Below are 12,415 nucleotides of genomic sequence, written 5' to 3' on the forward strand. Positions count from 1 at the left end.
CGTACCCCCCCCCCCCCCCCCCCCCCCCCCCCCCCCCCCCCCCCCCCCCCCCCCCACCCCAACCCCCCCCCCCCCCCCCCCCCCCCGCGGCGTGTCCGGAACCGTCCGTGCACCTCAGCCGAGGATCAGCTGCACCGGATTCCGCTCCAGCAGCAGCACCGCGACGTCATCCGTCAGCGCCCCGCCGTTCAGCTCCTCGACCTCGGCGATCGCGCTGTCGACGAGCCGCCCCCGGGTGAGCCCGGCGGACTGGTGGTCGGCGATCAGGTCGGCCAGTCCGTCCTGGCCGAGGCGCCGCGACCCGGCCCCGACCCGGCCCTCGATCAGCCCGTCGGTGTAGAGCAACAGCCGCCAGCCGGGCTGGAGTTCGACCTCGTGGGCGGGCCAGGCGGCGCCGCCGTCGTGGCACGGCAGCAGGCCGAGGGCGGGCCCGGCGTGGTCGGAGGGCAGGGTGGCCGGGGCGTGGTCGCGGCCGAGCAGCAGCGGTGCCGGGTGCCCGGCGAGGTAGAGCCGGGCACGTTCGCCGGTACCGAGCGAGTCGAGGTCGGTGGTGCCGCCGGGCTCGATGACGAGCATGCAGAGCGTCGCGAAGATCTCGTCGCTGCGCCGTTCGTGCTCCAGCACGTGCTGGAGGGTGGTGAGCAGGGTCTCGCCGGTGAGGCCGGCGAAGACCAGGGTGCGCCACGCTATCCGGAGTGCGACGCCGAGCGCGGCTTCGTCGGGGCCGTGGCCGCAGACGTCGCCGATCACGACGTGGACGGTGCCGTCGTCGGTGCGCACGGCGTCGTAGAAGTCGCCGCCGAGCAGGGCGCGGCGGCGGCCGGGGCGGTAGCGCCGGGTGAAGGAGAGGCCGGCGCCGTCGAGCAGCGGGGTGGGCAGCAGGTGGCGCTGCAGCCGGGCGTTCTCCTGACCGCGCAACTCGGCTTCGACCAGGCGGCGCTGGGACTCGTCGGCGCGCTTGCGTTCGACCGCGTAGCGCAGTGCGCGGGCCAGCAGCGGGCCGTCGGTCTCGTGCTTGAGCAGGAAGTCCTGGGCGCCCGCGGCGACGGCGGCGGCGCCGAGTTCGGCCCCGGCGGCGTCGGTGAGCACCACGACGGGGATGTGCGGGGCGCGGCGCAGCAGTTCGTGCAGGCCTTCCAGGCCGTCCGAGGGGTCGGAGGGGTGCGGCAGGTCGGCGGGGGAGGCCAGGTCGAGCAGCACGCAGCCGAACTCGCCGCCGCGGGACCGTCCGCGCCGGCTCGCGGGGGAGGACTGGGCGAGCAGCTGGGTGGCCTGTTCGAGGCCGCGGGCCCAGTGGATCTCGATCGAGGTGCCGCTGTCGGCGACCGCCGCCTTGATCAGCTGGGCGTCCGAGGCGTCGTCCTCGATGACCAGCAGGCGCAGTGGCGCGGTGGCGCCGTCGGTCGGTCCGTCCCCGGGCGCGGGGGCGTGGCCGGCCCCGGCGGTGCGGGAGGGGCGGCGGGTGCCGTGCGCGGTCCGGGCCGGCTGCGAGCGGGGGTGGGGTATCGGGGGAGCGGCCGTGGCCGGACCGGTGGTGGCCGGGCGGGTACGGGCATGGCCGACGGGGGCGCCGTCGTGGGCGCCCGGCAGGTCCGCGGCACCAGGTGCCCGCCCGTCTCCCGTTGCGGGCATCGGTGTTTCCTCCCTTTCCCCGACTGCGTAACGGCCGGCGTCCGTCCGCAGTGCCCGCCTGGCACCGCGCGTCGGGGAACTTCTCGCGACCATAACGTGATCTCCGGGGATTTCTCTGGCCGACCGGCGCCGTTGTGGTTATTGCCACGCCGGTGGCGGTGTGGTGATCGGATTCGGACGACGGCTCGGATCCCGGCCCGGCGGCTGCCGGGCGGGTCCGGGGAAGGGGTTGGGTGGTGGTGACGCGGATCACCCTGGTCGAGGGTGACATCACGGCACAGGAGGTGGACGCGGTGGTGAACGCCGCGAACTCCTCGCTGCTGGGCGGCGGCGGGGTGGACGGCGCGATCCACCGCAGGGGCGGGCCGCAGATCCTGGAGGAGTGCCGCCGGCTGCGGGCCTCGCACTGGGGCAAGGGGCTGCCCACCGGGCAGGCGGTGGCGACCACGGCCGGGCGGCTGCCGGCCCGCTGGGTGGTGCACACCGTCGGGCCGGTGTACCTGGCGGAGGAGTACGAGGAGCGGGCTGGGCTGCTGGCCTCCTGCTATCGCGAGTCGCTGCGCACGGCGGCCGGGTTGGGCGCGCGCACGGTGGCCTTCCCGGCCGTGTCGGCGGGGATCTTCGGCTGGCCGCCGGCGGACGCGGCCCGGATCGCGCTCGGCACCGTCGCCGAGGTGCTGGGCGGCGGTGACACGCGCGCGGGCGCGGAGCTGGCGGAGGTGCGGTTCGTGCTGTTCGGGGCGGAGATGTACGGGGTGTTCGAACGGGCCCGGCGGGAGCTGCTCGGGCCGGGTGACTGACGGGCACGGTGCGCGCCGGGCGGCGTGTGGTGTCGCCGCCCGGCGGTCTCCATCGTGGCGTGACGAGGCGTCAATACGCCAGAGATATTCGATAACTCGTTCGAGTGAAAGTCGGAGAGGAGGCGCGCGTCGCCCGTCCGACCGGCCGGCGCACGGTCCTACAGCGGCGCCCGGTCAGTCCGGCCCGGCCCCGCCCTACGGGGCGAGCGCCGTCCAGGGCAGCGTGACCTCGCCCTGCCGCCACCGCCCGCGCGCGTCCACCAGCGGCCAGCTGCCCGCGAGCGCCGTGCAGGCCGCCACCCAGCGCTGCCGCGCCCCGAACGCCCCGTACGGTGCGGCCGCCGCCCAGGCCCGGTCGAAGTCGGTCAGGAAGGCGTGCACCGGCCGCCCCGGCACGTTGTGGTGGATCAGCGCCTTCGGCAGCCGCTCGGCCAGGTCGGAGGGCTGGCCCAGGCCGCCCAGCCGGGCCGCGAAGGTGACCGTCCGGGGCCCTTCCGGCCCCAGCGCGACCCAGACGTGCCGCCGGCCGATCTCGTCGCAGGTGCCCTCGACCAGCAGCCCGTCCGGGGCCAGCCGGGCGCACAGCCGCTCCCACACCCCGGCCACCGCCGACTCGTCGTACTGCCGCAGCACGTTGGCCGCCCGGATCAGTTGCGCCGGGCCGCCGCCGTCCAGCGGCACCTCGAAGCCGCCGCGCCGGAAGGTCAGCAGCGGCGGCTCGGCGTACGGCAGCGCGGCCGCGACCCGTTCCGGCTCGATCTCGATCCCGACCACCCGGACGTCCGGCCGCACCGTGCGCAGCCGTCCGGCCAGTTCCACGGCCGTCCACGGCGCCGCGCCGTAGCCGAGGTCCACCGCCACCGGGGGCCGCTCGGCGGCGCGCAGCGCCCGGCCCAGGGTGTGGGCGATCCAGCGGTCCATCCGGCGCAGCCGGTTGGTGTTGGTGGTGCCCCGGGTGACCGTCCCGACCGGCCGTCCGGTCCGGCCGCGGGTGGGCGCGGCGGTCGCGGGGTCGAAGGAGGCAGCCATGCCCAGAAGGGTAGTCGGCGGTCGCGGGGCCGGGCCTTCCCCGGCCCGAGCTGGGCGGATGCCGGTCCGGCGGACCGGTCGCCGGGACCGGGAATGCCGGACGACCACCGCGTGGTTGGCACACTGGTGGTGATGTGTGCCCGGACGGGGCAGCGCACACCGGACATGTGGCGGGCCCGTTCACGCGGACCGCCGAGACGGGCCGCACACGAGGAGGCAGTAGCCAGGTGATCCAGCACCCCGTCCGTTCGGTACGCCGTGCCCAGTCCGCGACGCCCGCGCGCGGCCGGCTCCAGTCGCTCGTCCCGGGCCGCCGCCGCCCGCGCCGGATAGCCATGCTCAGCGTGCACACCTCGCCGCTGCACCAGCCCGGCACCGGCGACGCCGGCGGGATGAACGTCTACATCGTCGAGCTGGCCAAGCGCCTGGCCGAGCTGAACATCGAGGTCGAGGTGTTCACCCGGGCGATCTGCTCGGACGACGCGCCGACCGTCGAGCTGGCCCCCGGCGTGCTGGTCCGGCACGTCACCGCCGGCCCGTACGAGGGGCTGGTCAAGGAGGACCTGCCGGCCCAGCTGTGCGCCTTCACCCATGCCGTGCTGCGCACCGAGGCGGGCCACCGCCCCGGCCACTACGACCTGGTGCACTCGCACTACTGGCTCTCCGGGCAGGTCGGCTGGCTGGCCGCCCAGCGCTGGGGGGTGCCGCTGGTGCACACCATGCACACCATGGCGAAGGTCAAGAACGCCGCGCTCGCCGAGGGCGACACGCCCGAGCCCGCGGCGCGGGTGATCGGCGAGACCCAGGTGGTGGAGGCGGCCGACCGGCTGATCGCGAACACCACCGAGGAGGCCGCCGAGCTGGCGCTGCACTACGCGGCCCGGCCGGACCAGCTGGCCGTGGTCCACCCCGGGGTCAACCTGGACGTCTTCCGCCCCGGCGGCCCGCGCGCCGGGGCCGAGGCCCGGGCGAGGCTGGGCCTGCCGCAGGACGCGGCGGTGCTGCTGTTCGCCGGGCGGATCCAGCCGTTGAAGGCGCCGGACGTGCTGCTGCGGGCGGTCGCCGCGCTGCTGGAGGACCGTCCGGGGCTGCGCGAGCGCCTGGTGGTGCCGGTGGTCGGCGGGCCGTCCGGCACCGGGCTGGCCCGGCCGGAGAGCCTGCACAAGCTCGCCGCCCAGCTCGGCATCGGCGACGTGGTGCGGTTCCACCCGCCGGTCGGCCAGGACCGGCTGGCGGACTGGTACCGGGCGGCGACGGCCCTGGTGATGCCCTCGTACAGCGAGTCCTTCGGCCTGGTCGCGCTGGAGGCCCAGGCCTGCGGCACCCCCGTGGTGGCGGCCTCGGTCGGCGGGCTGCCGGTCGCGGTGCGGGACGGCGAGTCCGGCAGCCTGGTGCAGGGCCACGACCCGCTGGCCTGGGCACGCGCACTGGAGCCGTACGTCACCGACCCGGCGCTGGTCGCCCGGCGCGGGGCGGCGGCCGCCCGGCACGCGGCCGCCTTCGGCTGGGACACCGCCGCTGCCCGCACCGCCGAGGTCTACGCCGGCAGCCTGGCCCGGCCGGCCGGCCGGCTGGCGGTGGCCCGCCGCCGCTGAGTGCCGGGGCCCGGGCCGGGCCGGGCCGGGTCGGCGGCTGCGCGCCGGGGGTACCGCCGAGTAACGTCACCCCCATGGCAATCCGCACCAAGGACGAGGCCCTGACCCTCCTGCGCGCCGCCCTGGACGACGCCGGGGTGGCCTGGGAGCCGGCCGCCGCCGACCCGTACACCCTGGTGGCGACCCTCCCGGGCACCCGCAAGCTGAACACCGCCTGCGCGCTGCGGGTCGGCGACCACACCCTGTCGGTGAACGCCTTCGTGATCCGCCGCCCGGACGAGAACCACGAGGCCGTCTACCGCTGGCTGCTGGAGCGCAACACCCGCCTCTACGGCGTCGCGTACGCGGTGGACGCGCTCGGCGACGTCTACCTGGCCGGCCGGCTGCCGCTGGAGGCGCTCACCCCGGACACCGTCGACCGGCTGCTCGGGACGGTGCTGGAGAACGCGGACGAGCCCTTCAACACCCTGCTGGAGCTGGGCTTCGCCTCGGCGATCCGGCGCGAGTGGGAGTGGCGCACCAAGCGCGGGGAGTCCACCCGCAACCTGGCCGCCTTCGCGCACCTGGCCGCGCCGGCGGCCGAAGCCCCGGCGGCCGACGGCCCGGCCGCCGACTGACCGGGGCGGGCGGCGCTCAGGCGTCGGCCGGGGCCTTCGCCGGTTCCGCGGCGGGTGCCGCCACGGCCGTCACCTCCGACACGACCCCGGTGCGCCGGCGCCCCGTCGCACCGGTCCGGCGTGCCAGCACCACGTACCCGAGCGCCGTCGCCGTCCCGATCGCCCCGCAGACTGTCCACAGCACCACGGGACCGGCGTACTGCAGCAGCAGCCCGCCGCCGGCCGGGCCGAGGAGCGAGGCGAGCGACCAGGACAGTCCGTAGACGCCCTGGTAGCGGCCGCGTCCGTGGGTCGGCGCCAGCTCGGCGACCAGGCCCATCATCACCGGGGTGTGCAGGATCTCGCCGACCGTCCAGACCACCACCGAGAGCGCGAACAGCCAGGCCGAGGAGCCGGCCAGCGCGGCCAGCCCGAAGCCCCAGCCGGTGAGCAGGCAGCTGGCGATCAGCATCCCGGTCCGTGAGCGGCCCTCCATCCACCGGGTCAGCGGGATCTGCAGGACCACGATCAGCAGCCCGTTCAGGCCGACGACCAGCCCGTACTGGGTGGACGGGATGCCGGAGGCGCCCATGTCCACGGCCAGCGTGGTGCTGCCCTGTTGGAAGACCAGGGCGACCAGCAGGGTCAGCCCGACCAGCGCCATGAAGGGGGCGTCCCGGAGCACGGTGAGCAGGCTGATCCCCGGCTCGGCCGGGTCCCCGGCCTTGCCGGGTACGGCCTGAGGCCTGGTCTCCGGGATCCGGATGAAGATCACCACGGCGCAGACCAGCGTGGTCAGGGCGTCCAGCAGGAAGAGCGTGAGGTAGCCGTGGGTGGCGATCAGCCCGGCCGCGGCGGCGGACAGGCCGAAGCCGATGTTGATCGCCCAGTAGTTCAGCGAGTACGCCCGGACCCGGTCCTCGGCCGGGACGAGGTCGGCGATGATCGCCGAGGTGGGCGGACGGGTGGCGTTGTTGCACAGGCCGACCACGAAGGCCACCGAGGCGATCGCCACCTGGCCGTCCATGAAGCCGAGCACGGCGGTGGAGGCAGCGGTGCCGAGTTGGGCGGCGACCAGAGTGGGGCGGCGCCCGATCCGGTCGGTGAGCACGCCCGCGCCGATCGCCGAGACCGCCGAACCAGCGCCGAACAAGGAGGCCACCAGGCCCGCGTAGGAGGCCGAGTACCCCCGTTCGACGGTCAGGTAGAGGGCCAGGAACGTCACCACGAACGAACCGAGGCGGTTCACCAGCGTGCTCACCCAGAGCCACCAGAACTGCCGCGGCAGCCCGCCCACCGTCTCGCGCACCAGTCTTCGGATCCGGGGATTGGCGGCCAGGGCGACGAGCATGTGGGGGCTCCAGAGGGCAGGCACTCGCCGGGCGGCGCGGGCAGCCCCGACCGGCCGACGCATGTAAGTGGCAGATAAGCGCTGCACAGGTTACCCATCCCCCGAGGTGCCCACCAGGGGTTTTCCCGCCCTCCACTAAGCTGGGCGCCATGGCTGACACGACCTACCGACTCATCCTGCTCCGTCACGGCGAGAGCCAGTGGAACCAGAAGAACCTCTTCACCGGTTGGGTCGACGTCGACCTCAACGAGAAGGGCGAGAAGGAGGCCGCCCGCGGTGGCGAGCTCCTGGCCGCCGAGGGCCTGTTCCCCGACGTGGTGCACACCTCGCTGCTGCGCCGTGCCATCCGCACCTCGCAGATCGCCCTGGACAAGGCCGACCGCCACTGGATCCCGGTCAACCGCAGCTGGCGCCTGAACGAGCGCCACTACGGCGCGCTCCAGGGCAAGGACAAGGCCCAGACCCTGGCCGAGTTCGGCGAGGAGCAGTTCCAGCTGTGGCGCCGCTCCTACGACACCCCGCCGCCGGTGCTCGCCGACGGCGCCGAGTACTCGCAGGCCGGCGACGCCCGTTACGCCGACATCCCGAGCGAGCTGCGCCCGCGCACCGAGTGCCTCAAGGACGTCGTCGAGCGGATGCTCCCGTACTGGTACGACGCCATCGTCCCGGACCTGGCCGTCGGCAAGACCGTCCTGGTCACCGCCCACGGCAACAGCCTGCGCGCGCTGGTCAAGCACCTCGACGGCATCTCCGACGCCGACATCGCCGGCCTCAACATCCCGACCGGCATCCCGCTGGTCTACGAGCTGGACGCCGACTTCAAGCCGGTCGCCAAGGGCGGCCGCTACCTCGACGCCGACGCCGCCGCGGCCGCGATCGAGGCGGTCAAGAACCAGGGCAAGAAGTAACCCACCTGCCGACGAGGCCCCGCTCCCGGTTCGCCGGGGGCGGGGCCCGTTTCGTTCAACCGGCCGGTGTGGGGCGGGAGTTGGGATAGTCTCGAAAATGGTTCAGACCATTGACGGACGGTGGCGCCGACTCCTACCGTGAGGGCACCGGGCTGGCGCAGGCATGCCAAGGATTCCCCCATGTCCCGGCCGCCGCACCCCCAACGCGCGCGCGTCTGCGCCCCGGCGCACTCTCCATCCACCCCCACGGAGGAGCACCATGCGCACACGTCATCTGGTCGGGGCGGCCGTCGCCGCGCTCGCGATCCCGCTCACCCTGGCCCTCCCGGCCCAGTCGCACGGCTTCATCACCACACCGCCCAGCCGCGCCGCGCTCTGCGACGAGAGCGCGAACGCCGTCCCGTGGGACTGCGGCGACATCCAGTGGGAGCCGCAGAGCGTCGAGGGGCCGAAGGGCTTCCCGGCCGGCGGGCCCTCCGACGGCACCATCTGCGCCGGCGGCAACTCCCGCTTCGCCGAACTGGACGACCCGCACGGCGGCGCCTGGCCGGCCACGTCGGTGGCCGCGGGCCAGCAGCTCACCTTCACCTGGAAGTTCACCGCCCGGCACGCCACCACCGACTTCCGGTACTACCTGACCAAGCCGGGCTACGACGCGAGCCAGCCGGTCACCCGGGCCAACCTCGACCTGACGCCCTTCCTGACCGTCCCCTACGGCGGGCGGCAGGTGCCGGGCACGCTCAGCCACACCGCGACCGTTCCGAGCGGGCGCACCGGGCACCAGGTGGTCGTCTCGGTCTGGACGATCGCGGACACCGGGAACGCCTTCTACTCCTGCACCGACGTCCAGTTCTGACGGATCCGGCACGGCCGAGCAGGCGTCCCGAGGGTGCGCGACCGCGCACCCTCGGGACGCACCGGCAGCCGTTTCAGCGGTCGTGCCCCAGCGGTCGTGCCTCAGTGGCCGCCGCAGCAGCCGCCGTCGGCGCCGCCGCACTGGCAGGGCGCGCCGGACTGGCAGCCGCAGCCGCAGCCGGGGCCGCAGCCGCAACCGGCCGCGAGGACGGGCAGCAGCTTCGGGGCGGGCGGCTCGACGGTGTGGTGGGCGGATGCCGGTCGGGTCGGGTTGGCCTTCATCGAGCTCTTCCCTCCTAGTGACGGGAACACTCCGGTGCCCCCACCGTCGAGTGAAGCGGCCGTTCGGAGGGAGCGTCAACAGGCGCGCAGTGGTGGGGCGTCCGGAAATCCGTGCACCCGCACCACCCTCGCCTTAGGTTTACTCACCCCTGGGGGTGAGCGGCTGTCACTCCGCCCCGGCTGCCTCGGCCGCCTCGGCGGCGGCCACGAACTCGGCCACGTGCTCGCCGGTCACCAGGTACACGACGCGCTTGGCGACGGACACCGCGTGGTCCGCGAAGCGCTCGTAGTAGCGGCCGACCAGGGTGATGTCGACGGCGGTCTCGATGCCGTGGTGCCAGCGCTCGTCGATCAGGTGCGACAGCAGCTCGCGGTGCAGGGCGTCGATCCGGTCGTCGTCCTGCTCCATCTCCAGGGCCTTGTCGACGTCCTTGGTGGCGATCACCAGGCCCGCCTTGGCGACCAGGCGCTGGGCGAGCTGGCCCATCTCCAGGACGGTGGAGTGCAGGTCGGCGGGCACCGCCGAGTCCGGGTAGCGCATCCGCGCGACCTTGGCGACGTGCCGGGCGAGGTCCCCGCAGCGCTCCAGGTCGGCGCTCATCCGCAGCGAGGTGACCACGATCCGCAGGTCGGTGGCGACCGGCTGCTGCCGGGCGAGCAGGTCGATGGCGCGGTTCTCCAGCTCGTGGTGGAGCTCGTTGATCTTCTCGTCGGCGGCGATCACGCTCTCCGCCAGCGCCAGGTCCGCGTCCAGGAGAGCGGTGGTGGCCCGGCCCAGGGCCGACCCGACCAGCCGGGCCATCTCGACCAGGCTGTCGCCGATCGCATCGAGTTCCTCGTGGTACGCGTCGCGCATGTTCTCTCCTCAGAAGCTGTGTCGGTGGCGGTGCCGACCGGTCAGCCCGTCCGACCATCGTTCCGGTGTTCGGGTGACCGCTGCTGGTGGCGCGAATGGTACGCGCACACCCGAGACCGTGGCCGCTGTTCGGCACACCGATCTCTCCCACACGGGCTGCGTGGCCAACTCTGTGCCGTTCGGGCGACGGTGCACGGCCGGTGCGGTGAATCGGCAGCTACGTGAAGGTGAATTCTCGGCAACGCGTGGTCGATGCCTTGACCCAGCCCTTGGGGAGTGGCCAGGCCGTGCGCTTACGCTGGCCACATGGACGTGAACGTGGCCGCTGCCGCTGCCTGCGCCATAGCCGGGCTCGGTGTCGGCCTCACCGCCTCCATCGCCTTCCGCTGGAGCGAGCGCGAGCAGGCCAAGGGCAAGTACACCAGCGGCAAGCAGTACGGCCGGCACCAGACGCTGGGCACCGGCACCCCGGAACCCCCGCTGCCGCCGGGGGTCGACACCGTGCTCTCGGTGCTCCGCTCCTGCGCGATCGTGCTGGGCGAGGGCGACGAGGTGGTCAAGGCCAGCTCGGCCGCGTACGCGATGGGCCTGGTGCGCGGCGGCGCGGTCGCCGTGGACCAGATGCTCGCCCTGGCCCGCGCCACCCGCCGGGACGGCGAGATCCGGCAGGTGGAGCTGGAGGTGCCCCGCCCCGGCGCGGCCCGCGCGGCCGAGCCGCTCGCGGTCTCCGTCCGGGTCGCCCCGCTGGGCTCCCGGCTGGTGCTGGTGCTGGTCGAGGACCAGACCGAGCGCCGCCGGGTGGAGGCCGTCCGCCGGGACTTCGTGGCCAACGTCAGCCATGAGCTCAAGACCCCGGTCGGCGCCCTGTCGCTGCTCTCCGAGGCGGTCGCCGACGCGTCCGACGACCCGGAGGCGGTGCAGCGCTTCGCCGGCCGGATGCAGGTCGAGGCGACCCGCCTGGCCAGCCTGGTGCAGGAGATCATCGACCTCTCCCGGGTCCAGGACGACCGGCTGATGGTCGATCCGGAGCCGGTCGCGGTGGACGAGCTGATCGCCGAGGCGATCGACCGCTGCCGCCAGCAGGCCGCCGCCAAGCAGATCCTGATCGCGGCCGGCGGTATCGCCGGGCTCTACCTGCACGGCAACCGCGGGCAGCTGGCCGCGGCGCTCGGCAACCTGGTGGAGAACGCCGTCAACTACAGCCCGCCCCGCACCCGGGTGGCCATCGCCACCCGCCGGATCTCCAGCGCCGCCGCGCTCGGCGAGGCGGACGGCGAGCTGATCGAGATCTCGGTCACCGACCAGGGCATCGGCATCTCCGAGAAGGACCGCGAGCGGGTCTTCGAACGCTTCTACCGGGTCGACCCGGCCCGCTCCCGGCAGACCGGCGGCACCGGCCTCGGCCTGTCCATCGTCAAGCACGTCGCCGCCTCGCACGGCGGCACCGTCTCGGTGTGGAGCGTGGAGGGGCAGGGGTCGACCTTCACCATCCGCCTGCCCGCCGGCCAGGCCCCCGACGACACCTCCGACGAGGACTTCGACGACGACCTGGACGACGACCTGGACGAGGACTTCGACGACGACCTCGACGCCGCCGACGCCGGGCCGGACCACGACGAACCCCGCAGCGCACGCCGCGACGAGCCCGGTGCCGACACCGCCGGGCCGACCACGGCACCCCGGACCCTCACCGCGGACCGCACCCACCGTGCGGCCCGTTCGCTCCCCGCCGGGGAGCGGGAACACCCCCTGTCAAAGACAACCCAGCTTGCCCCGGAGGCCTGATCGTGACCCGAGTACTGGTGGTCGAGGACGAGGAGTCGTTCAGCGACGCCCTCTCGTACATGCTCCGCAAGGAGGGCTTCGAGGTGGCCGTCGCCGCGACCGGCCCCGACGCCCTGGAGCAGTTCGAACGCAACGGTGCCGACCTCGTCCTGCTCGACCTGATGCTCCCGGGCCTGCCGGGCACCGAGGTCTGCCGCCAGCTCCGGGTGCGCTCCAACGTGCCGGTGATCATGGTGACCGCCAAGGACAGCGAGATCGACAAGGTCGTCGGGCTGGAGATAGGTGCTGACGACTACGTCACCAAGCCGTACTCCACCCGGGAGCTGGTCGCCCGGATCCGCGCGGTGCTGCGCCGCCGCGGCGAGGACGGCGGCGCGGGCGACAACGGCGGCGGCCCGGGCGCCCTGGAGGCGGGCCCGGTCCGGATGGACGTGGACCGGCACGTGGTGACGGTGGACGGCGCCAAGGTCGACCTGCCGCTCAAGGAGTTCGACCTGCTGGAGATGCTGCTGCGCAACGCGGGCCGGGTGCTCACCCGGATGCAGCTGATCGACCGGGTCTGGGGCGCGGACTACGTCGGCGACACCAAGACCCTGGACGTCCACGTGAAGCGCCTGCGGGCGAAGATCGAGCCCGACCCGGGCGCGCCGCGCTACCTGGTCACGGTCCGCGGCCTGGGCTACAAGTTCGAGCCGTAAACCGCGGGCCCACGAGGAAGGGCGAAGG

The 12,415-nt window shown here is 74.2% G+C and carries 12 protein-coding genes; 7 read left to right on the forward strand and 5 right to left on the reverse strand.

Annotation, left to right across the window (positions count from 1 at the left end):
- Positions 1-114 precede the first annotated feature (114 nt).
- The gene (locus tag ACZ58X_RS19805) at positions 115-1,632 is read right to left on the reverse strand and encodes a PP2C family protein-serine/threonine phosphatase (protein WP_470334907.1); all 1,518 of its coding nucleotides are present in this window, start codon (positions 1,630-1,632) and stop codon (positions 115-117) included.
- Between the two features lie 239 nt (positions 1,633-1,871).
- On the opposite strand from ACZ58X_RS19805, the gene ACZ58X_RS19810 reads away from it, so the two are divergent.
- Positions 1,872-2,432, forward strand: coding sequence for an O-acetyl-ADP-ribose deacetylase (locus ACZ58X_RS19810; RefSeq protein ID WP_470334968.1), 561 nt, complete (start codon positions 1,872-1,874; stop codon positions 2,430-2,432).
- Positions 2,433-2,627: 195 nt separating this feature from the next.
- Here the strand turns inward: ACZ58X_RS19810 and ACZ58X_RS19815 are convergent, their stop codons facing one another.
- Entirely contained in the window at positions 2,628-3,461 is an 834-nt protein-coding gene (locus ACZ58X_RS19815) for a methyltransferase domain-containing protein (RefSeq protein ID WP_470334908.1), read from the reverse strand.
- 227 nt (positions 3,462-3,688) lie between these two features.
- Here ACZ58X_RS19815 and mshA point away from each other — a divergent pair, with 227 nt between their 5' ends.
- Together mshA and ACZ58X_RS19825 are read left to right on the forward strand one after the other, a co-directional pair.
- Positions 3,689-5,056 carry a D-inositol-3-phosphate glycosyltransferase gene (gene mshA, locus ACZ58X_RS19820; protein ID WP_470334909.1) on the forward strand — a complete coding sequence of 456 codons (1,368 nt, stop codon included), beginning with the start codon at positions 3,689-3,691 and terminating at the stop codon, positions 5,054-5,056.
- A gap of 74 nt (positions 5,057-5,130) precedes the next feature.
- Positions 5,131-5,673 carry a type III secretion system chaperone family protein gene (locus ACZ58X_RS19825; RefSeq protein ID WP_470334910.1) on the forward strand — a complete coding sequence of 181 codons (543 nt, stop codon included), beginning with the start codon at positions 5,131-5,133 and terminating at the stop codon, positions 5,671-5,673.
- A 16-nt stretch (positions 5,674-5,689) separates the two neighbouring features.
- Here the strand turns inward: ACZ58X_RS19825 and ACZ58X_RS19830 are convergent, their stop codons facing one another.
- Positions 5,690-7,003, reverse strand: a complete 1,314-nt coding sequence (locus tag ACZ58X_RS19830) for an MDR family MFS transporter (protein ID WP_470334911.1) — start codon at positions 7,001-7,003, stop codon at positions 5,690-5,692.
- A 149-nt stretch (positions 7,004-7,152) separates the two neighbouring features.
- Here ACZ58X_RS19830 and ACZ58X_RS19835 point away from each other — a divergent pair, with 149 nt between their 5' ends.
- On the forward strand, positions 7,153-7,911 hold the full coding sequence (locus ACZ58X_RS19835) for a phosphoglyceromutase (protein WP_470334912.1): 759 nt from the start codon (positions 7,153-7,155) through the stop codon (positions 7,909-7,911).
- Positions 7,912-8,170: 259 nt separating this feature from the next.
- Positions 8,171-8,767 (forward strand): lytic polysaccharide monooxygenase, encoded by a 597-nt coding sequence (locus tag ACZ58X_RS19840; RefSeq protein ID WP_470334913.1) that lies wholly within the window; start codon positions 8,171-8,173, stop codon positions 8,765-8,767.
- 101 nt (positions 8,768-8,868) lie between these two features.
- Here ACZ58X_RS19840 and ACZ58X_RS19845 read toward each other — a convergent pair whose 3' ends face one another.
- Entirely contained in the window at positions 8,869-9,048 is a 180-nt protein-coding gene (locus ACZ58X_RS19845; protein WP_350507747.1) for a hypothetical protein, read from the reverse strand.
- A gap of 166 nt (positions 9,049-9,214) precedes the next feature.
- Entirely contained in the window at positions 9,215-9,904 is a 690-nt protein-coding gene (gene phoU, locus ACZ58X_RS19850; protein WP_470334914.1) for a phosphate signaling complex protein PhoU, read from the reverse strand.
- A 306-nt stretch (positions 9,905-10,210) separates the two neighbouring features.
- On the opposite strand from phoU, the gene ACZ58X_RS19855 reads away from it, so the two are divergent.
- A complete protein-coding gene (locus tag ACZ58X_RS19855) occupies positions 10,211-11,689 on the forward strand; it encodes a sensor histidine kinase (protein WP_470334915.1) in 1,479 nt (492 codons plus the stop codon).
- A 2-nt stretch (positions 11,690-11,691) separates the two neighbouring features.
- Complete coding sequence (gene phoP / locus ACZ58X_RS19860; RefSeq protein WP_031069385.1) at positions 11,692-12,387, forward strand: two-component system response regulator PhoP; 696 nt, start codon at positions 11,692-11,694, stop codon at positions 12,385-12,387.
- The last annotated feature ends 28 nt before the right edge of the window (positions 12,388-12,415 follow it).

Source organism: Kitasatospora sp. NPDC040550 (genome assembly GCF_055594965.1).